The 23,014-nt window shown below is 37.6% G+C and carries 12 protein-coding genes; 8 read left to right on the top strand and 4 right to left on the bottom strand.

Annotated elements, in window-relative coordinates; translation table 11 throughout:
• Positions 1-156: 156 nt before the first annotated feature.
• The 6 genes from B045_RS0102035 (at position 157) to B045_RS0102010 (ending at position 7,759) form a co-directional block, all read left to right on the top strand.
• Positions 157-1,401, top strand: a complete 1,245-nt coding sequence (locus B045_RS0102035; protein ID WP_018462602.1) for a CobW family GTP-binding protein — start codon at positions 157-159, stop codon at positions 1,399-1,401.
• Positions 1,402-1,407: 6 nt separating this feature from the next.
• On the top strand, positions 1,408-2,106 hold the full coding sequence (locus B045_RS0102030) for an HAD family hydrolase (protein ID WP_018462601.1): 699 nt from the start codon (positions 1,408-1,410) through the stop codon (positions 2,104-2,106).
• Positions 2,107-2,164: 58 nt separating this feature from the next.
• A complete protein-coding gene (locus B045_RS0102025; RefSeq protein WP_018462600.1) occupies positions 2,165-3,841 on the top strand; it encodes a SulP family inorganic anion transporter in 1,677 nt (558 codons plus the stop codon).
• 117 nt (positions 3,842-3,958) lie between these two features.
• Positions 3,959-4,501 carry a rubrerythrin gene (rbr, locus tag B045_RS0102020; protein ID WP_018462599.1) on the top strand — a complete coding sequence of 181 codons (543 nt, stop codon included), beginning with the start codon at positions 3,959-3,961 and terminating at the stop codon, positions 4,499-4,501.
• 305 nt (positions 4,502-4,806) lie between these two features.
• Entirely contained in the window at positions 4,807-6,702 is a 1,896-nt protein-coding gene (dxs, locus tag B045_RS0102015) for a 1-deoxy-D-xylulose-5-phosphate synthase (RefSeq protein WP_018462598.1), read from the top strand.
• Positions 6,703-6,796: 94 nt separating this feature from the next.
• The gene (locus B045_RS0102010; RefSeq protein WP_018462597.1) at positions 6,797-7,759 is read left to right on the top strand and encodes a type I phosphomannose isomerase catalytic subunit; all 963 of its coding nucleotides are present in this window, start codon (positions 6,797-6,799) and stop codon (positions 7,757-7,759) included.
• Between the two features lie 73 nt (positions 7,760-7,832).
• On the opposite strand, the gene B045_RS0102005 is transcribed toward B045_RS0102010, so the two are convergent.
• From B045_RS0102005 to B045_RS0101990, 4 genes are all read right to left on the bottom strand, one after another.
• On the bottom strand, positions 7,833-10,112 hold the full coding sequence (locus B045_RS0102005; RefSeq protein ID WP_018462596.1) for a glycoside hydrolase family 88 protein: 2,280 nt from the start codon (positions 10,110-10,112) through the stop codon (positions 7,833-7,835).
• 38 nt (positions 10,113-10,150) lie between these two features.
• Positions 10,151-11,413, bottom strand: a complete 1,263-nt coding sequence (locus B045_RS0102000; RefSeq protein WP_018462595.1) for a DUF2264 domain-containing protein — start codon at positions 11,411-11,413, stop codon at positions 10,151-10,153.
• A 120-nt stretch (positions 11,414-11,533) separates the two neighbouring features.
• Positions 11,534-13,534 carry a RagB/SusD family nutrient uptake outer membrane protein gene (locus B045_RS0101995; RefSeq protein WP_026234299.1) on the bottom strand — a complete coding sequence of 667 codons (2,001 nt, stop codon included), beginning with the start codon at positions 13,532-13,534 and terminating at the stop codon, positions 11,534-11,536.
• 13 nt (positions 13,535-13,547) lie between these two features.
• Positions 13,548-16,814, bottom strand: coding sequence for a SusC/RagA family TonB-linked outer membrane protein (locus B045_RS0101990; RefSeq protein ID WP_018462593.1), 3,267 nt, complete (start codon positions 16,812-16,814; stop codon positions 13,548-13,550).
• Between the two features lie 992 nt (positions 16,815-17,806).
• Between B045_RS0101990 and B045_RS0101980 the strand changes: the two genes are divergently transcribed.
• Together B045_RS0101980 and B045_RS0101975 are read left to right on the top strand one after the other, a co-directional pair.
• The gene (locus tag B045_RS0101980; RefSeq protein ID WP_018462591.1) at positions 17,807-21,886 is read left to right on the top strand and encodes a two-component regulator propeller domain-containing protein; all 4,080 of its coding nucleotides are present in this window, start codon (positions 17,807-17,809) and stop codon (positions 21,884-21,886) included.
• 226 nt (positions 21,887-22,112) lie between these two features.
• Entirely contained in the window at positions 22,113-23,006 is an 894-nt protein-coding gene (locus B045_RS0101975) for a LysR family transcriptional regulator (protein ID WP_018462590.1), read from the top strand.
• Positions 23,007-23,014: the final 8 nt, after the last annotated feature.

Below are 23,014 nucleotides of genomic sequence, written 5' to 3'. Positions count from 1 at the left end.
GCACTAGCAGAATAAGTATATGCGCATTATTATCTGAACGTTATCTATAATTATATATTTATTTTTGTATATCCAACTGATTTTTAGTAATTTTGCAATCTAGTTCAATTTTAGGAATTACTCAACATTGAGATAAAATAAAATACAATATATATTATGAAATTTCAGGAAATACCAGTACTGCTACTTACAGGTTATCTGGGTAGCGGAAAGACAACATTGGTTAACAAAGTTCTATCTAACAAGCATGGTATAAAATTCGCTGTAATCGTTAATGATATCGGTGAAGTAAATATCGATGCTGACCTTATACAGCAAGGTGGTATCGTTGACCAGAAAGACGACAGTCTTGTTGCATTGCAGAACGGATGTATATGCTGCACCCTGAAAATGGATCTCGTAGCACAACTTCGTGACATCACAAGTATGCAGAAATTCGACTATATTGTAATTGAGGCTAGCGGTGTTTGCGAACCAGCACCTATCGCACAGACAATATGTTCTATACCAACTATGGGACCAGAATATATCAAAGGCGGTATAGCACGTCTTGACTGTATCACTACAGTTGTTGACGCACTGCGTATGAAAGACGAATTCGGAAACGGCGAAAATCTCATAAGGCAGAATATAGCTGAAGATGATATCGAGAACTTAGTTATACAGCAGATTGAATTCTGTAACATCATATTGCTTAACAAAGCATCTGAAGTTGAACCTAGCGAACTTGAACGTCTAAAAGAAATTATCGTAGCTTTGCAGCCACATGCAACAATTATTGAATGTGACTATGGCAATGTAGACCTCGATAAGATTATCAACACACACCTGTTTGACTTTGATAAAGTTGCTACTTCTGCTGCATGGATTGACGAAATAGAACATCACCACGACGATGAACATGATGATGATGACGAAGACGAAGACGAAGAACATGACCACGAAGGACACCACCATCATGAACATGAGCATGAGCATGAAGAAGGACATCATCATCACCACGAACATGATCACGAAGGTGGAGAAGTTGAGGAATATGGCATTGGCACATTTGTATATTATCGTCGCAAGCCTTTTGATCTTGTAGGATTTGATGAGTTCATAGCTTCAAAATGGTCAAAGAATATCATACGATGCAAGGGTATATGCTGGTTTAAGGAAGAACCTGCAACATGCTATGTATTTGAACAGGCTGGAAAGCAGATGAATCTTCGCAATGCTGGTCAATGGTATGCAACGATGGAGAAAGATGAACTTGCCGACCTTATGCAGCGTGAGCCAGGACTGCGTCAGGACTGGAACGAGCAATATGGTGACAGAATGCAAAAACTTGTATTCATAGGTCAGCATCTTGACAAAGATGAGATAACAAGACAATTAGACTCTATTCTTCTTGACTGATAAAGTATGAAACTAGATAAATTCAAGATTATAGCTATAGACGCTGACGATACTCTTTGGGACTGTCAATCCTATTTTGACAATGTTGAAAACATGTATTGTCAGTTGCTTTCAAAATATGCTGATGCTGAAACAGTATCTGACTCTTTGTTTGCAATAGAAAAAGCAAACATGGATTGTCTTGGTTACGGAATTAAAGCATTCACCATGTCACTGATTGAGAATGCAATTAAGATTTCAGAAGGTGAAGTAAAGGGAAACATAATAGAAGAGATACTACAAATGGGTAAATCGCTTCTATCTTTTCCTACTACTCCACTACCAGAGGTTGAAAACACACTTATTACTCTCAACGAAAGAAAGAATGACGACAACTACAAATTGGTTGTCTTTACCAAGGGAGAGCTTCAAGATCAGGAAAACAAGATAAAACGTTCGGGACTTGCCAACTACTTTGACGATATAATCATAGTTTCTGAGAAGACAGAGCATGAATACAAGCATCTGTGCGTGAACTACAACATACATCCTGAAGAATTACTTATGATAGGTAATTCTTTCAAATCAGATATTGCACCAGCACTTAACATTGGAGCATACGCAATTCATGTCCCATTCAGTGTAGCTTGGAAAATGGAACTATCTGAAACTTATGATCATAAGCGCCTCACGACAATAAAACATTTCGGCGAAATTTGCCAATAAAGCATAAATTTATTTTTTTACTTCGGGGTAATTGTATTACCCCTTTCTTTTTTTATTAATGACACCATTTGAATTTAAGCCACAGCTGGTGGCTACATTAAAAAATTACAATCGTAAACAGTTTATCACTGACCTCATGGCAGGTATCATTGTTGGAATCGTGGCATTGCCGTTGGCAATAGCTTTTGGTATCGCCAGTGGAGTAACACCTGAAAAGGGAATAATAACAGCTATCGTTGCCGGACTAATAGTATCATTATTCGGAGGAAGTAAGGTTCAGATAGGTGGACCTACAGGAGCTTTCATCGTAATAATATATGGTATTATTCAACAATATGGAATAGAAGGATTAACCATCGCCACAATAATGGCAGGAGTGTTCTTGATTATTTTCGGACTGTTGCATTTGGGTACAATAATTAAATACATTCCCTATCCTATTGTAATTGGATTCACAAGCGGTATAGCCGTAACCATTTTCACTACACAGATAAAAGACCTTCTTGGGCTTTCAATAGCAAATGTTCCTGCTGACTTTTCTAGTAAATGGATTGCATATATTCAAAACATCGGCACCATTACTCCTTGGAATGCAGCAATAGGTATTGTAAGTGTTATTGTAATCGCTATATCACCAAAGTTCAGTAAGAAGATTCCAGGATCACTGATAGCTATTATAATAATGACGGTATCAGCATTGCTGTTAAGAAAATATGCAGGTATCACATCAATAACAACAATTGGCGACCACTTTGCCATAAGCAATAAACTACCTGAAGCGACATTACCAGCATTATCTTTCAACACTATAAAGTCGCTGATTCCTCCTGCGATTGTCATTGCCGTTCTGGGGGCTATTGAGTCTTTACTTTCTGCCACTGTAGCTGATGGTGTTATTGGCTCACGTCATAATTCAAATACTGAATTGATTGCACAAGGACTGGCAAATCTGGCTTCACCTATTTTTGGAGGAATACCAGCAACAGGCGCAATAGCAAGAACAATGACTAATATAAATAATGGTGGTCGCAGCCCTATTGCAGGAATAATACATTCAGGCGTATTGCTGTTGATATTTCTCTTTCTAATGCCATTTGCTAAATATATACCAATGGCTTGTCTTGCTGGAGTACTAGTAATTGTTAGCTACGAGATGTGCGGTTGGCGTTCATTCATCGGAATCATGCACAATCCCAAGAGCGACATTATCGTATTGTGGGTAACTTTCCTTCTAACAATATTCTTTGATTTAACCATCGCGATTGAAGTTGGATTAGTATGTGCATGCCTACTTTTCATGAGACGTGTAGCAGAAGCAACAGACATTAAAGTTATAAGCGATGAGATTGATCCATCTGAAGAGAATAGTGATTTCATGCTTGGTAATCTAGAACATCTGACAATACCTAAAGGCGTAGAGGTTTATGAAATCAATGGTCCATATTTCTTTGGTGCAGGTAACAGCTTTGAAGAGATAATGGCTACATTCGGAGACCGTCCAAAAGTAAGAATAATAAGAATGAGGAAAGTACCATTTGTCGATAGTACAGGAATACATAATCTAACGAATCTCTGTATGATGAGCAAAAAAGAGGGCATACAAATAATACTTTCCGGAGTTAACGAAAACGTTAAGAAAACCCTTGAGCATGCACAACTCGAAAATATTATCGGCAAGGAGAATATATGCAGCCATATAAATGAAGCATTGGAAAGGTCTAAGGAAATTAAATAAGTAGTTAAAATATATATATATTATCTAAATTCATTTTGATATATTCAAAATATAATCTATCTTTGTCATTGATGATAAACACATCAATACAATATAACTTATTAATAATAAATCGATATGAAAGATTTAAAAGGTACAAAAACAGAGAAAAACCTACATGACGCCTTTGCAGGTGAGAGCATGGCACGTAACAAATATACTTATTATGCCTCAAAAGCAAAGAAAGAAGGTTATGAGCAGATAGCAGCTCTTTTCGAAGAGACTGCTGGAAATGAAAAAGAGCATGCAAAACTTTGGTTTAAGTATCTCAATGGTGGCGATTTTGCACCAACTATGGATAACTTAGTTGACGCTGCAGGCGGAGAACACTACGAGTGGACAGACATGTATGCTCGAATGGCTAAAGAAGCTAAAGAAGAAGGCTTTGATGAGATTTCTAGGAAATTTGAGCTTGTTGCTGCTATTGAGAAGCATCATGAAGAGCGCTACTTGAAACTGTTGCAAAACATCAAAGACGGAATTGTATTCTCACGTGATGGCGATCGCATCTGGAAATGCCGTAACTGCGGACATATCATTATCGGAAAGAAAGCTCCAGAAATTTGCCCTACGTGCAATCACCCAAAGAGTTTCTTCGAAATAAGTGCAGAAAACTATTAAATAATATCCATAAAAGAGGCAGCTTATTAAGCTGCCTCTTTTTAGCTTAATTATCTGAACTTTATCATAATTCTGAGTAAATAGCTTACTGCTTTCGGTTCAATCAAGGTATCTTTATTTTGTAGACCTAAAGAAACCATCTTAAAATAACGAAAAACACCATACCATCAAAACGGAACTGCTGTATTGAAAATAACCTTTAAGATAGGGACACACACAGTAATTAAATAAAATATTTCATTTTTTATTTTGTATTGTGTGAGGCTTGCAGTATCTTTGCACAAATAATCATGCTAAAAGTATTGATGGACAAAAGCAAATTTGGATTACTAAGTAATATTATATATCCGGCAGATCTTCGTAAACTCAACGTTGAACAGTTACCAGAAATCTGCAAGGAACTACGCGAGGATATTATTGATGAAGTTTCTGTTAATCCAGGACACTTCGCATCATCGCTAGGTGTTGTGGAAATAACTGTTGCTCTGCATTACGTATACAATACACCAGAAGACCGTATTGTATGGGATGTTGGACATCAGGCTTATGGACACAAAATACTTACAGGGCGTAGAGATAAATTCTGTACCAACCGTAAGTTTCATGGTATATGCCCATTCCCTAATCCACGCGAAAGCGAATACGATACTTTTACATGTGGACACGCTAGTAATTCCATTTCAGCAGCATTAGGTATGGCCGTGGCAGCTAAGCACAACGACCAACGACATGTTGTTGCTGTTATCGGAGACGGAGCTATGAGCGGAGGTTTAGCATTTGAAGGACTAAACAACGCATCAAGCACACCAAATGATTTACTGATAATCCTCAACGACAACGATATGTCCATTGACCGTGCCGTAGGAGGCATGGAACAGTATTTGCTTAACCTTGACACTAACGAGACTTACAATCGTTTGCGCTTCAAAGCTAGCAAATGGCTGCATAGCAAAGGATATCTTAACGAAGACAGAAGAAAAGGTATCATCAGACTAAATAATGCATTGAAAAGTGCGATAAGTCATCAGCAAAATATCTTTGAGGGTATGAACATAAGATATTTCGGACCTTTTGACGGACATAACGTCAAGGAAATAGTAAGGGTTCTCCAGCAACTGAAGAATATGAAAGGTCCAAAACTTCTACACCTTCATACTGTAAAGGGTAAAGGATATGAGCCAGCTGAGAAGGCTGCAACAATATGGCATGCTCCAGGCAAGTTTGATCCAGAAACTGGCGAACGTATGATTGCCGACAGCAGCAACCTACCTCCTAGATTTCAGGATGTATTCGGCAAAACACTTTTGGAACTTGCAGAACAGAATCCAAATATAGTTGGTGTTACTCCTGCTATGCCTACAGGCTGTTCTATGAATATAATGCAGAAAGAAATGCCTGATCGTGTATTCGATGTTGGAATAGCCGAAGGACACTCTATAACATTCTCTGGAGGTATGGCAAAAGACGGATTACAGCCATTCTGCAATATATACAGTGCTTTTGGTCAAAGGGCTTACGACAACATCATTCACGATGTAGCAATACTTAATCTGCCTGTTGTTATATGTCTTGACCGTGCAGGATTAGTCGGAGAAGACGGTCCTACACATCATGGAGTATTTGACATGGCAGCACTGCGCCCTATTCCTAACATTACAATAGCAAGCCCGATGAACGAGCATGAATTGCGCCGTCTCATGTTTACAGCGCAACTTCCTGATAAGGGAACGTTCGTTATTAGGTATCCACGTGGACGCGGAGTTCTTACCGACTGGAAATGTCCATTGGAAGAAATAGAAGTTGGAACAGGCAGAAAACTCCATGAAGGTAAAGATATTGCAATACTTAGTTTAGGCCCTATCGGCAATAATGTTGAGAATGCTATCAAGGAATATTGTGGCTCTGATAACACACTTAGTGTAGCACATTACGATATGCGTTTTCTAAAACCATTAGACGGTAATTTACTTCACGAAATAGGAAAGAAATTCAATCGCATAATAACAATCGAAGACGGAGTACGTAACGGAGGATTTGGTTCATCTATCCTTGAATGGATGAGTGACAATGGATACACTCCAAAGATTACCCGTCTGGGTATCCCCGACTCTTTTGTTGAACACGGACCTGTTGACGAACTTCAGAAGATATGCCATATTGATTCTGATAGTATCATTGACGCAATAAAGAACTTAAGATGATAATAATCAATAAAATACACAAGTGGCCATGGAGATATTCACCGTTTTGGTGATATTTCCGTCGACTACATGAAAACACAACTAAAAATATCATATGAAACCTATTAAATTCAATCCACTACTGAAATCCACTATTTGGGGTGGCGACAAAATTATTCCGTTTAAACACCTGGCTATAAACCAAGAAAATGTTGGTGAAAGCTGGGAAATATCGGGAGTAAAAGACCATGAAAGCATAATAGCTGAAGGCGAATATGCAGGAACAAAATTAAATGACTTATTGGCAAAACTTAAAGGTAAACTTGTAGGAGAAGAAAACTACAAACATTTCGGCAACGAATTTCCTTTGCTAGTTAAGTTCATCGACGCAAAAGACCAATTGTCTATTCAAGTACATCCTAACGACGAAATTGCCAAAAAGCAAGGCATGAAGCGCGGAAAAACTGAGATGTGGTATATCATGAACAGTGACGAAAACGCAAAGCTGAGGATCGGACTCAAGAAGAAGATCACACCTGAAGAATACGAGAAGATGGTTGAAAATGATACGATCACTGATGCTCTTGCTGAATATACTGTAAAAGAAGGTGACTGTTTTTTCTTGCCTGCAGGAAGAATACATAGCACTGGTAAAGGATGCTTCCTTGCTGAAATACAACAGACAAGTGACGTCACATGGCGTATTTATGACTTCAAGCGCAAAGATAAAGACGGAAACTATCGCCAACTTCATACAAAACAGGCTGCCGAAAGCATTAACTACAATGTAGAGAATGACTATCACACAGATTATAAGCCTGAAAAAAATCAAGGTGTAAGCCTTGTACGCTGTCCATATTTCTGCACAACTATATATGACATTAACGAACCTATGACAATAGACTATAGCGATCTTGACAGTTTCGTTATCTTCCTTTGTCTTAAAGGAAGTGCCGATATAAGCGACAATGAAGGAAACAATATTTCTTTAGAAGCAGGCGAATCAATACTCATACCTGCTACAACAAAAGATATATATATAAAAGGTGAGATAAAATTCCTTGAGTCTTACATTTAATATTAGTATACAGACAAAAAAAGCACGAAGAATAAATAATCATTCTTCGTGCTTTTTTATTATAAACAACTAATTAGTTTGCTTTAGCTACCGTCAATGCACTTTTTGATCTTACAATCCATTCCTGCATATTTCTAACATCATATTTGCTCCATGCAGAACCGAATAAATAAGTAAACTTCTCACCACGATAATCATCTTTTATACCAACAGCATGTCCATAAATACCATTCTCCGGCTTGATTGTCATTAGCTTTGTTGTAATGTTGCCATTAGGAAACAATACACCGACATAGATCTGTGAATTATTTTTATCTGGATCATCAGTAGGATCGGCATACAACACGGTTTCTTTGTCAATAACAGCACCATCAGAACTATGAAGAACAACACCCGTAACAAGTTTACAAGCCGACTTCATACCATCATACCATACCGTAATCTTATTGAAGTTACTGCCTTTATCAAGACTTATCAAACGGTGTTCCACTACATTCTTATCATTTCCAATACTAACTGGATTAAAATCAAGTCTCACTGTAAATCTTAATGGACCATTATCCAATATCTCATAATCTTTATAACAGTAAGGCATAATCATATTTCCGTCTTTCATCAATGCAGGAGTACCACAACCTAAAGTTGGTCCAACACTGTAACAGTCCATACCATTGCCATGATCATAATGAAAAGAAGTTGCATCGTCAATAGCTCTAGCCTCTTCTTTCTTGCCTATTCTGTAAAGTGAATCCTCAATAATATTGGCATCATAATCAACTTTATAACGCTTGTCCATTACAAGTTCAGGAGTATTTTTAATCCATACATCAAATCCGTAAGCCTTTTCCCCACTCCTTTGAAGTGCAGGTCCGTAAGCCCTATATATACCTCGGTCGTTTTCCCATGCAATGTCGTCTTTTCTTATCTTATAGCACGCACCATAAACAAAATTCTTCATTGCGGAATGTTGTCCTCGTTCAACATAAAAGACAGCGTTTCCATTTGGTCTTACAGATGCATCAACAAGAAGTTTACCATTATAACTTTTCTGATATTCTATCTCGTTTCCATGAGCATCTCTTACAATGATGTCATCTTCATTTCCGCATCCCAAACCTGCGAATACACTGTCAAGGCTAACTTCTGCCAATCTCTGAACCTGAAAATCAAGCCCATTATGAACGTTGAAAGAAATTCTTTGCAATCCCTTTCCAATATACTTCACATATTCACAAGCTGCAAGCAGAAAAGCACCTGTTCCAAAATTAGCTTCAGAGTCTTTGCCGACAACCTGACCTGGTATAGCTTTTTCTCCAATAGGCTGAACATACCCAATCTTTCCATCAGACTGCAATGCTTCTTCTGAAAGATATTTCCACGCTCTGTTTATCACAGGGCGATATTTCGCAGCGTCAAGAACGCCATTGTTTACTCCCCACAACATTCCATAAGTAAAGAAAGCGGTGCCACTTGTCTCTGGTCCTGGAGCCTGAGATGGATCCATCATTGAGCGAGTCCAATATCCTTCTTTCTGCTGAAGTTTGGCAACAGCATCAGCAAGAGTAATATATTTTTTGATAAAGAAATCATAATGACGATATGTATGCGGCATATCCTGTAGCACTTTTGCAAGTCCTGCAAGAACCCATCCGTCACCTCTTGCCCAGAAGTCCTTCTTACCACTATTCGTCTTATGACGTGGATAAACATATTTACCATCACGGAAATAAAGCCCAGTTTTTTTATCTAGCATGATGCTATCACTGTAACAGATGTTATCATAAAGTTTATCTAGGTATTTCTCATCACCAGTCAAATTATACATCTTTGTCATTACTGGCATTACCATATACAGAGCATCTGCCCACCACCAATAGTCATGAGCCTTTGAATTCGCTTCATATCCCATTACTTCAAGAGCTCTTTTCAGACGGAAGTCATTAAGCATTTCATTCCTGTCAGCCTTTGAACCATAAGAAATATTACACAAATCAATATATGTCTGGAAACAAACCTGCCAATCACCGAATAATACATGCTGTTGGTCTTCACCATACAACTTATATTTCCATTTCGAGGCATCCTTTTCTGTAGCTCCCATCCATTTATTGTGTTCTGCCCATTTAGTGGAATATTCAAGCCATTGTTTGTTTGACGTAAGTTTGTAAGCCTCTATATTACCGGTATGATAAGCAGCATTGTCCCAAAAAGCCCTTGTTTCGGGTTTATGATGAGACTGCCAGTAATCATTCACCTTTCCTATCATCTCCACAATCTTCTTCTGCTGCGCATTAAAAGCCAGACAGCTTGTGCACGCAAGCATAAGCATTGTCGAAATCATCAATTTCTTCATTATATATAATATATATTATTCGTTATTATGTATAATCTCTACCATTTATCTTTTGGTTGTGGGGTTTCAGTCCACATGTGGTCTTTCGGGAATTTATCTCCACCCCATGCCTTAACCTGTGTCCAAGGTTCAGCTTTCGCAGTCCAGAAAGGATCATCAGCAGGCAGTCCCAATGGCATAAAGGTTAGCGAAGCCATATATTCACTTCCATTATTGGTGTACCAATCGGCTGCATCTGGCTGGCTTCCACAAAATCCTATTGTGAGAAAACCTGCATCATTATAGTTATTGTGTTCATCCCACATGCGATGCATCACCTTTGTTAGTGCCGCCCTCACCTGTCCATTTGTAAGTTCTTCCGGCAGAGTCTTCATCCATGCTAAAAGAGCCAACGGCTGCATTGCTGCATTTCGATAAGGAATACTACGGCCGAATACAGGGAATGTTCCTTCAGGAGATATAAAACGTTCTAATATGATTGAATATTTCTGTGTACGCTTCAACTGTCTGTCGTAATACTTCTTATAGTCAAGACGAGTACTTGCCTTAGCATCAATCATAGCCTGTAATGTTTCCAGATACATGGCATGAAATACATAGCTACCATAATAATTAAAAGCAAACTCTGGACCATCAGAAAACCATCCATCACCCACATACCATTCTTCAACTTTACGACATGCTGAGTTCACACGATATTCGTCATAATCACCACCTGCCTTTGCCATGAAGCTCTCTATCGTCGACGAGAACAACAACCAGTTGGTATAAGGAGGATCAATCTTTCTCAATTTCTTGAATTCAGCAAGATATCTCTGTTTGGTAGTATCATCCAGTGGTTTCCATAATGAATCATATCCACGAAGAAAACTCTCTGCTATATATGCTGCATCTACAAGATTTTGACCACCGCTACCCCAACACAAATAATCCGGAGATGTAGGATCTACTGCGTTAGCATAGCTTTTAAGTGCCCACTCTCTAAGTTGCTTGCGTTTAGCACCTTCAGCAGTATTATCATCTGGCAACGAAAGCCAAGGTGCAATACCTGCCATAAGTCTACCGAAACATTCCATATATGCAACCTTTTTGTTTCGGTTGTCGAAACTAGGGCTGAATTCCATCTTCATGTTTTTTACCAGTTCACCCTTCGCCATGTTCTCCAATACAGGACGTGACATTTTCCAAGCTTGTGAACTCCAATACTCACGATCGTTCATCTGCACTTTCTTCTTTGCCGAAACACCAAGAGGCATAAGCAAAGCAAGTGCTACGACAAATAACTTTATATATCTAATCATAACAAACTATTTATAATTATCCTTTTAATATAAAACGACGGAATAACCATTATATTTGATTACTCCGCCGTAAATTATAACCTATTAATAATTAACGTTATCCAAAAACTTCTTAATTACCTATTTTTGATCAGCGACGGCATCTTCCCAATTAGTCCACATTTGTGTAGATTCGCTATATCCGTCATATCCATAGTTCTGTCTCAATGCAGCACCTGTATTGGCTGTTATTGCTGAATTCGGAATAGGCCAGAATAGATTGTGTTTATTAACCTTATATTCCAAACTTACACCGTTTGACTGTATAGCACCATTATTAAATAGACTGTAGTTAATAAGACGCTGATACCAATAGCTTCCGCCAGTGCGGTCGGTACCCTCTTGCTTGTCCCATGTCTTTATGTCGTAAGTGTGTCCCCATTCATCTGGCTGTCCACTCTTTGCAAGACACCAAGCTACACGTGTCATTTCAGGCTGTCTCCACTCTTCCATATAAAGTTCACGAGCTCGTTCGTCAAGAATATCGCCTATAGTGACAGTTGTAAACATGTGCTTGGCATTTGCACGCTTGCGCACTACGTTTACGTCATCGGCTGCACCTGTTGTATTTCCTTGATAGAAACGTGCCTCAGCACGAATCAAATAAGTTTCAGCTAGACGGAAGAGATAAAGGTTTCCGTTAGAACCCGTAGACGCACCATTAAACTGATTTGCACCTAAGTTACCTTCTGCTGTTTTATCCAATATATAGCATTGGTATAGCGGTGTAGGATACCAACTTCTGATTGTATCTCCACAAAGCAAATCTCCCTTGTGAACGATAGTCTTGCCAGTGCCGTCAACATAGTCTTGAGTAGCATATAGCTGATAGTTCTTTCCATAGTAAGGAGACTTTTTATTACTATATTTTATGTCTTCCATTTCTACCCAGTTTCCAACACTACGGTTGTGACGCAAGTCTTGATAGTCAGGAGTTCCGTCAACGTTCCAAATTGCCTGATTGTAATGCTTTGAAGTTCTGAAACATCCTATACCACGTCCGATAGATCTTACCCAGTCGTTGTTTTCATCATAATCAGCATTGTTACGTGCGATATTTTTTCCAGCAGGAGAAATTCCTGAAGGATCTTTAATCACACCGTTGCTCCAGTGAGCGAAACATGCACGCATAATACTATATCCAGTGAAATTCTGATCATTGAAGTTTAATATAGGCATAATGAGTTCCTTGTTAGCAGGATCACATACATTTTCACCACGATGAAGATCCCAAAGTACATTACGTGTAATAGGCCATGTCTTTTGGTTTCCGGCAACAAATGTTCCGAATGTATTCTGCATAAGGTGCAGACCATAGTTACTTATAAGATCTGTAGCAGTCTGTTCTGCCTTATCATATTGACCTGTAACAAGATAGCATTTTGCCAAAAGATGCAGACAAGCCTCCTTGTTCACCATACCAATATCTGTCATTGCTGACTGTGAAGGCACGTATTTCACTGCAAATTCCAAGTCGTTTACAAGCATCTTGAAGATAGCTTCCTTTGATGTACTCTTATAGTCCTGCTTTGGTTTAGTGATAATATTTGTTACCAAAGGAATATCACCAAACTGCAATGTCAGATAGTAGTATCTCAATGCACGGTGGAAATAAGCACGTCCCTTATAAATGTTTCTTGTATTATCATCAAGTCCCTGTGCCTTATCTACGTATGAAAGCACTGTATTAGCGTATTTCACACCAGTATAACCTTCATCCCAAAAACGTTGCATGGCATTTGCATCACCACCACCGTTCATACCTGATGTAGGAGTTAGTTTTGCATCAAAGTTATCTTCGAAACCACCACCCATATCAGTCTTGGCATACAAGCCTATATCAGACATAATATAGTTGGAAGCCATTGGTATAACGTTTCCGTTTCCATCCATGATTATCGTCTTCAGTTCTTGGTCACACATAGCAAGAGCTGACTTCAATCCCGCCTCATTGCTATATGTTGTAGATGGCTCATAGAATGACAGTGGATCTTGATCCAAAAATGAGTCACCACAACTAACGAGCATTGTCGCCATGACAAATGCCGCACTGCCTTTAAATATATTACTTATATATTTCATGATGTATTTCAAATTAAAGTGTAACATTTATTCCAATATTGAATGCACGTGTAGCCAAGCCGCTCGTTTCAGGATCACCATATTCCCAACTGTCTATTGTGAATACATTGTTCACACTTGCGTTTATACGAACTCTTTCAACCATAGCCTTACGTGTCCATTCGCGTGGAAGTGTATAACCTATACTTATATTGTCAAGACGTACGAAACTGCGATTATGTAGCTTCTGCACACTAGTACATCCTGTAGGACCTACTGCGTCAAGACGTGCATAAGTGTTAGAAGGATTCTCTGGAGTCCAATATTCTTTTTTAAATACATTAAATGCATTTGTAACCATTGAACCTCCGTTATCCTGATTCAAATAATATCCCTCAAGACTCTTATGTCCCATGTATGAATAAAAAGAGAAAGAGAATGTGAAGTCTTTCCAAAGAGTGAACTCATTGCGCAAGTTCCAATAGATAGGGGGATTTGTAGTTCCAAGAAAAACTTTATCCTTATCATTGTAAACAGGAACACGTGTTCCATCAGCAAGAATCTTATCATCATCTGTACAGTGATTTACAACTTTTGGATCACCTGGTTTCTGGTTTACCAAAGCAGCCTGTGCAGCCTCGTTCTTCTGCCAGATACCATTTGTTTCCCAATACCATATCTCACCTACTGGATGACCAATAAACCAACCATTTGAAGTATCATCGCGTTCTACTCCATTCGCGTCATAGTCATAATACAAGTGTTTGATTGTATTCTTGTTATATGAGAAACCAGCAGAGGTAGTCCATTCAAAGTCTTTGTTTTTGATATTGACTGAGTTTAATGTCAACTCAACACCAGAGTTATGAACTTCACCAAGGTTTGTTGTGATACTGCTAAAACCCGTATAGTTAGGAAGGCGCTGTGCCATAATCATATTATTGGTCTTCTTGAAATAGCAATCAATGCTACCGCTCAGTCTCTGATTAAGAACAGCGAAATCAAGTCCCAAGTTCCAAGCAGAAGTCTTTTCCCACTCGAGATTAGGATTACCTAGGCGTGACATAGCGAGAGTCTTCACGATGTCGGCATTTCCGTTATTATAATATACCATAGAACCTTGATTTGTAAGGTTTGAAAGAGATAGGTATGTATCTTTCAGCGAGCGGTTACCGTTGGTTCCGTATGATACACGCAACTTACCCATATCAAGCCAAGGCAGAGCCTTCTTTACCATCGGTTCCTCTGAGAATATCCAGCTACCACCCAATGACCAGAATGTTGCCCAAGGATTGTTTGAACCGAATGCAGAATAGCCATCACGTCTAACAGAAGCTGTTACCATATAGCGATCTTTATATCCATAGAACAAACGACCAAGATATGCAGCTGCAGTAGAATGAGTATCATTTACACTGAAATTACTCTGGTCCATATTAGCACCTGATATATAATGGAATCCAAGAGCATCAGAAGGAGTAATATTGCGTGCCTCTATTCTGTCATCCCAATAGCGCATCTCTTCTGCTTCCTGCACAAGGGTGAGTGTGAAGTGATGATCCTTATTAAACACTTTATCCCATGTAATTGTGTTATTCAGAGAATAGTCAAAATCCTTTGATGTTTCACGATCAGCACCACGTGATGCAGGAGAACTGTTTGGAAGTTCTGCTGACATAAAATATCTATTGTAGAACCACTGATAACGTGGAGAGATATTAAACTGGTATGTAATACCGAAAGGCAGTGTTACTTTAGCGTTGAAAATAGTATTCAACACGGTATATCCCTTATCTAGATTAAGATACTGGCGATCAAACCAATAGTTGTATCCTCCGTTTGTTGGAGTTCCGTTCATAGGATACTGCACATATTTGCCATTATCATCTGTTATAGGAGCAAAAGGAGAATTGCGAGTTTGGTTATTATCCCAATAGTTAGTTCCAAGAGATACAGATACATCACCGTCTGAGCGGTCCTGGAAATTCACGTTTACGCCCATTTCCAACCAATCTGTAATCTTAGCATTCAACTTCATATTTGAACGGAAAGCATGATAATCATTTCCTTCTACTACACCTTGGTTCTTCATATATCCGAATGAAGCATAATAGTTCACACGGTCTGAAGCTCCAGATATACTAGCATTATAGTCTTGATTAACACCTGTTCTGAAAGTACTGTCATACCAGTTATAAGTCTTTCCTGCCAAATAATTGTTATATACGTTCATGGCTTCGTTAAGTCTGAGTCGTCTTGCATACAAAGACTGGTATGTTTCACCAGACTGTAGCTGTACCGATCCCATCTTTGACCATTGGTCGGCAGTAAGTCCATATTGTGACAGATTATCTACGTTGTCATAATATCCAGCAGGCGTACCACTCTTCGCGCCATAATAGCCCCAATTTCCTGCAGCATCATATCCGTATGTGGTAGCTTTGTACCAATCTTCACGATACTTCATGTATTCAGAAGCATTGAAAACTTCGCGATAAGCTGACTTCGTATTTGCAGCCCAGTTGGCACTTACATTAATAGTAGGTTTACCACTCTTACCTTTCTTTGTAGTAATGATGATTACACCACTAGCGGCCTTTGCACCATATATGGCTGCAGAAGAAGCGTCTTTTAGAACGTCAATCTGTGCGATATCGTCAGGATTAAGTTCTGAAAGTTCACCATAGAAAGCCATACCATCAAGAATCAGCAATGGAGAATTGTGTCCGCCGTCAGTATAAAGTGAGTTTTGTCCACGAAGCTGAATAGAGGCACTGCTCTTTGCAGAAGGATCATATCCAATTTGCAAACCTGGAGTTCCACGGAGTAAGTCCTGTACAGTACCGGGATTCTGGTCAGCAATCTTACTAGGATTTATCTGAACCACAGAACCAGTAAGATCCTTTTTGCGCATTGTACCATATCCTACAACAACGACTTCATTAAGAGTTTCAGAGTTTTCTGCCAGCTTGACATTCAAAAATTCTCTACCGGCTTTAACCATTTGCGGTTTATATCCGACATAAGTAACTTCAAGCATTGCTCCTGGAGCGGCATTAATATTAAAATTACCGTCAAGGTCGGTAACAGTTCCGGTTTTAGATCCTTTCACTTTAACAGTAGCACCTATAATAGGTTCGCCCGCAGAATCAAGGATCCTACCTTTAATAGAGTTAGCTTGCTGAGTAATCTGAACGGCATTAACTGCCATTGCATCAATAGGAGTCAGCGAGCACCCTGCAGCCATAGCCATCAAAACAAACAATTTTCTAGGCATGATTGAAAGATTAACATATTCCATTATTCAAGTTATTAAGTTAGGTTATTGTTTAAATACTCGGCTTACATAGTAGTCAATCAACGACACCATATATCCGGCTGCAAATATCGTTTATATTCGTTAAAACAAGGGATACAAAATGTGATTTTAAGGGAACAGAATGTGATTTATGCTCATTTTTAAAGGGTTTGCATGAATTAATAAGATTTCTATTAAATTGTATCTAATTACTATGGTATCTATAAAACGGTATATTGTATTCATAATTAATAAGCCTAAATTTGGCACTTGCATACATTCTACTTATTTATCATTTATTTCTAATTGAATACTTAGTCAAATATTATTATTAAGTGTTGGCGGAAATAGAATAACGGGAAATTGATGATTCTTAAAATAGAAACTTTACATCGTTGAAATGAAAACTTTATGTCGTAGAAACGCAAACGTTTGATCGTAGGAATGGAAACTTTATGTCGTAGAAATGAAAATGTTTGATCGTAGAAATGAAAATTAAAATCTTTCAAACGTTTAAAATTAAGCTACTATCTATAATGCTTAACCCGTTTTCATTTATTGATTGTTAAAGTACTTTCCTACATGTAGTTTTTTAAAAAACATAGCGTCAATGTGTCTAATCATTGATTATCAGACTATTAGAAAGTCTTTTATTATTAAAAAGGTGTCAGCCAAAAGACGGTATTTTGGGCGTTTTATCGATGAAATGCAAAATAGGATATGATTCAGAGGCGATTTTTACTGTGCAAAAACATGCGTTTTTCATAGTAAATTGATGAATATGAAAGAAATGCTGATTTTGTTGTTCAAAAATTGATGGCATTTAACACGAAACTTGCTTTAAAGGTAAAGCATATCCAAATTACTGCTATAAACATTATATTACAAGAATTATACAAAAGACAGCATTTATGTAAAAAAAGTATAAAACAAAATGGGATTTATCTTGTATGTGTTAAAGAAATAATGTAAATTTGCAAAATAACCTATGCATTATGAAAGCTGTTAAATATTTGCTATTAACATTAAACTTATTATTTTTCACTATTACCTATGGACAGAACTTTAATTATAGAATGTTCTCACCAATAGGAATTTCCCCCTCTGACGAATTGAGATGTATATACTTCGACCATCAGGGAATGATGTGGATTGGAACAAGCTCTGGTCTGAAATCGTATGACGGTTATAATATAACAACATACAAATCGGATGCCTTTTCTCCTGGCATTCTTCCAAATAACACCGTATTGTGTATAACAGAAGACAACGACAACAGACTGTGGATAGGAACTCGCAACGGATTGGTAAGGATGGACAAAAGGACAGGTGAGTTTCATACTTACTTTCTACCAAAGGAAGACCAGAGAATAATTTACTGCCTTTATACATCAAAGGACGGAACGATATGGATAGGAACTGATGAAGGTTTGTCATATTATGACCGCAAAAAAGACTCATTCTACACTTTTGACAATACAAACACTCACTTAACCCAATCTAACGGGAAAAGAGTAAAGATTGGGGCATACAGTGTAAAAAACATTATTGAGGACAACAAGGGAAACATCTTATTCGGAACATGGGCTGCCGGTCTAATTAGATTTCATAAGGGTAGCCATGAATTTTATCAATATCCAAAATTCAACAAACGCAACTCTGCTTATTCATTGCATTTTGACAATATTGGAAGACTTTGGATTGGAACATGGGGATATGGTATTGTCAGACTTGATAAGCCGTATAACATAAAAAATCCTCAAAAACATCAATATCCTTTCACGACAAATAACTTTGATACTTTCTATAAGATTATAGAAGATCCTGTGACAAATACAATGTGGGCTTGCTCCAGAGAGGGAGTAAGTATCCTTAACTCAAAAGATGTGAATGGAGTTTGGACAAACTATACATACGCAGGGACAAACAATCTGAACTTCAGTAATGACATGGCTACCAATAATAATGGTAATATATGGATTTCAACTCTGAATTATGGAATTATAGAGGTAAATACCAATCCTAGTCTGTTTCATATATGGAACATTGATACCAAAAGCTATAAATTCTCAATTAATGCCATTTGTTCAATATATACCCAAAACGGTAACGACTTTTGGCTTGGACTAAATCCTTATGGCCTTGCTCTGTATAACAGAACTACAGGAAAGACCATATACAGCAACAACATTCCTGGACTTGGTGATATTCCAACAGAGGTAATGGGAACCAAAATACCGTCTATCGTAAAAAGAAGTAATGGAGAAATGTGGTTTGCAAGTAGCAGTTATGGTATTGTTGTGAAAAAGCCAAATGGCAAAGCATACATAATAAACTCTCAGAAACATAAATATATTGCAGACAACTACGTTTGCACACTATTTGAGTCAAGTGACAAAATAATGTGGGTTGGACAACGCAGCGGAATATCAATGATATACCCTAACGACAAAGGCATACTTCTGAAACCACATGATGAAAAAAGGGACTTTTCTCAATGTGATGTTAGAAACATTATACAAACACATAATGGAGATGTATGGCTGTCTACTGAAAATGAAGGCATAATAAGAATACGCAGAAACAGAAATAACACAAAATCTATTGTATTCAAACAATACAATCCTTTAAATAGGAACTATGCTGTAGATGATGCCACAGCATGCTATGAAGACAGTAGAGGTATTTTATGGGCAATCTCTAACAGTGGAGGGCTGTTCAGATATTATAATGCAAAGGACTGTTTTATTCCTGTTAACAGAGAATACCACATTGACGGTGACAGGGTCTTTTCTATAAATGAAGACGAAAATCATAATTTGTGGCTAACGACCGATAACGCTTTGGTAAAACTATCTATACGAAGAAACACATATCCGGAGGTGACAAGTTTTGCTAGCGAAGACGGAATAGGCGAAATGATGTTCAGTCCGAACTCTTCATATAAATACAACGGAGAATTGTTCTTCGGAGGTAGAACTGGATTTTTCTCTTTCTCACCATCAAAATGGAACCGAGAGAAACAGAAAAACATTAAAAAGAATATTATCATTACCGACATACTGATTAACGACATTCCTTATATGCAGCTTGATTCTGCAAAGAGAAGGACTATATCTAACGAAAATCCTGCTTATACAAGGTGCATAACTATATCAAGTGACATAAAGAAATTCGGAATTGAATTCGCACTGCTTACATACAGCAATGCAAGACAAAATAAATATGCCTACAAACTTGAAGGATATGACAAAGAATGGACTTATACAAATTTCAAGGGAAGAAGAGCTACATACCAAAACTTGCCTTCGGGTAACTATGATCTTCACATAAAAGCTGCAGATAGTTTCGGCAAATGGCAAGAAATGGATTACGCAATAAAGATAATGGTATTGCCGCCATGGTGGGCTACATGGTGGGCTTACATTATATATATATTCATTATTGGTCTTTGTGTGATTTTTGGAATAAGATGGTATAAGAACTATCTTAAAACAAAGAATAGACTTCAGATGACAGTAGTGTTTACAAACATTACCCATGAACTGCTGACACCATTGACAGTGATAACAGCTGCCGTTGACGAATTGAGAAACAAAGCTCCACAATTTGACGACAGTTACACTCTGATGCAAAACAACGTATCAAGACTTACAAGACTGTTAAGACAAATTCTTGAAATAAGAAAATCACAGGCAGGACAATTAAAATTGTTAGTAAGCAAGAATGATATTGCGGCATTCATAAGAGACATCTGTGAAAGTATTAGACCTATGTCTTCAATTCACCACAATAATATGATTGTGGACATTCCACAAAATGAGATATTCGCATGGTTTGATACTGATAAAATAGACAAGATTCTATTTAATCTTCTTTCCAACGCTTTTAAATATAACCGCGAGGGAGGAAGCGTAACTGTTGCGCTAGAAGTAAAAGACGGAAAGGCTATATTGAGAGTTACTGATGAAGGAATAGGTATTTCACCAGACAAATTAAAACATCTTTATACACGATTCCTAGATGGAGACTATCGCAAGATGAAGACTTTAGGTACAGGTATAGGACTATCACTAACCCATGATTTGGTCACACTACATCATGGCAACATCAACTGTCAAAGCAAATCAGGAATAGGAACAACTTTCACAATAAATATTCCCATTAGAAAGGAAGATTACAGCGAAAATGAAATATGCATTGAAAAAGAAAATATACAAAAGGCGCAGACAAAATATAATCACGAAAGTGAAGTGAAGCTTTTAGAGACACAGCACACAAGAGAACTACAACCTGGAGACGGATATAAGATTCTGCTGGTTGAAGACAATGAACAACTGCTGAATATAATGAAGCGTCTGCTTGGCAGAAAATATCATGTAGCAACAGCTAAAAACGGAGTACAAGCTCTTAACATTATTAATAAGGAGGAATTGGATGTTGTTGTTACCGACGTGATGATGCCTGTTATGGACGGAATGGAACTTACTAAGAAAATAAAGGGCAGCAAAGATTTCGCACAACTACCTGTTATTATGCTTACGGCAAAGACCAGTGATACTGACGAAAATAAGGGATATGAAACAGGAGCAGATGACTATATAACAAAACCTTTCAAACTCGAAAATCTCCAATTGCGCATAGACAGCATTATCGCCAATAGAATGAGAATACGTGAAAGATTCAGACAACAAACTGAAATAGATAAAATTGATGAGATGCACTATAGCAATCCAGACAAGACTTTCGTAGAAAAGGCGATGCAATGCGTAAGACAAAATATAACGGATACAGAATATAACAGAGAAACTTTCGCCAGTGATATGATGATGAGTTCCTCCACCCTATACAATAAGTTGAGAGCTTTGACAGGACAAGGCATTATTGAATTCATCAATAGCATACGACTTAAAGAGGCTTGTAATATTATTAAAAGACAGCCTGATATTCAAATCAATGATATTGCGATGAAAGTTGGGTTCAACACACCAAAGTATTTTTCAAAATGCTTTAAAAAAGAATTTGGAATGTCACCGAAAGAATATGCACAAAAAAAGATAAATACTTCTTTATAAAAAATAGAATAATTGTCTGCACTTTAGCAGACGGACGTTCATGTGGAGTTATACTTATGTTAAGCTGTGTTATGAAATCATTACTACATGTGATTTATGGCATTCAAAGAACTTGTTATAGCTATATAATACGCCTAATATAAATGATTTTTGCAAAGGATAAAACTATAAAAATAAAATTTCATTTTAATTTTGCATTGTATTATGTTTACTATATCTTTGCAAAATGATAGATACACGTCTTAATGTTTTCCTAAGTGTCGCTCGTAACCTAAGTTTCACGAAAGCATCACAGGAACTGTTCATAAGTCAACCAGCTATAAGTAAGCACATCAAAGAACTGGAGTGTGAATACAATACTTGCCTTTTTGAACGTATGGGTACACGCATACAACTCACAAAAGCAGGAAAGATTCTTCTGGACAATGCTGAAATAATAATTCAGCAATACAAGAAGATGAACTTTGACATGAACAATATCCAGAAAAAATACGGTGGAAGCCTAAGAGTTGGTGCGAGTACTACAATCGCTCAATACATTCTACCTGAAATGCTGGCTAAATTCATGCAAAAATATCCAGACATAAATATAAACACCATTTCGGATAACTCAAGAAATATAGAGCAGTTGCTTAAAGATGGGCGTATAGACGTTGGTATGGTCGAAGGTATAAGTAGACAGCCGGAACTAAAATATACCAACATAATGAAAGATGAACTTGTTGCTATTGTTTGCAAAGGTAACAAAATGTCTGAACTAGATGAGATTGACTTTGATACCTTTAAAAAGACTCCGATAGTTATTCGTGAACATGGTTCAGGTTCACTGCAAGTGATAGAGAATTATTTGCACCAAAACAATTTGCGACTTTCTGATCTTAACATCGTCATGAGTTTTGGAACTACTGAAGGTATCAAGCATTTTGTAGAACACACTGAAACAATGGGAATAATATCGATAATGGCTGTTAGTCATGAACTACTAGAAAACAGATTCAAGATTATCGAACTAAAAGGACTGAAGATGATGCGTGACTTCGCTTATGTTGAAAAGCGAGGTGAAAGTATTGGACTGCAAAAAATATTCAAGCACTTTATAACCGATAGTTATAAGGCATAGTTATAATA

Source organism: Segatella paludivivens DSM 17968 = JCM 13650, assembly GCF_000373185.1.
Classification (GTDB): Bacteria; Bacteroidota; Bacteroidia; order Bacteroidales; family Bacteroidaceae; genus Prevotella; species Prevotella paludivivens.
This window is presented reverse-complemented; position numbering and strand designations above follow the sequence as displayed.

Excerpts from the sequence above, each read along its gene's own strand:
- B045_RS0102010 (WP_018462597.1), top strand. The coding sequence starts at position 6,797 with ATGAAACCTATTAAATTCAATCCACTACTGAAATCCACTATTTGGGGT.
- B045_RS0101995 (WP_026234299.1), bottom strand. The coding sequence starts at position 13,534 with ATGAAATATATAAGTAATATATTTAAAGGCAGTGCGGCATTTGTCATG.
- B045_RS0102025 (WP_018462600.1), top strand. The coding sequence starts at position 2,165 with ATGACACCATTTGAATTTAAGCCACAGCTGGTGGCTACATTAAAAAAT.
- B045_RS0101980 (WP_018462591.1), top strand. The coding sequence starts at position 17,807 with ATGAAAGCTGTTAAATATTTGCTATTAACATTAAACTTATTATTTTTC.
- dxs (WP_018462598.1), top strand. The coding sequence starts at position 4,807 with ATGGACAAAAGCAAATTTGGATTACTAAGTAATATTATATATCCGGCA.
- rbr (WP_018462599.1), top strand. The coding sequence starts at position 3,959 with ATGAAAGATTTAAAAGGTACAAAAACAGAGAAAAACCTACATGACGCC.
- B045_RS0102000 (WP_018462595.1), bottom strand. The coding sequence starts at position 11,413 with ATGATTAGATATATAAAGTTATTTGTCGTAGCACTTGCTTTGCTTATG.
- B045_RS0101990 (WP_018462593.1), bottom strand. The coding sequence starts at position 16,814 with ATGGAATATGTTAATCTTTCAATCATGCCTAGAAAATTGTTTGTTTTG.
- B045_RS0102030 (WP_018462601.1), top strand. The coding sequence starts at position 1,408 with ATGAAACTAGATAAATTCAAGATTATAGCTATAGACGCTGACGATACT.
- B045_RS0102005 (WP_018462596.1), bottom strand. The coding sequence starts at position 10,112 with ATGAAGAAATTGATGATTTCGACAATGCTTATGCTTGCGTGCACAAGC.
- B045_RS0102035 (WP_018462602.1), top strand. The coding sequence starts at position 157 with ATGAAATTTCAGGAAATACCAGTACTGCTACTTACAGGTTATCTGGGT.
- B045_RS0101975 (WP_018462590.1), top strand. The coding sequence starts at position 22,113 with ATGATAGATACACGTCTTAATGTTTTCCTAAGTGTCGCTCGTAACCTA.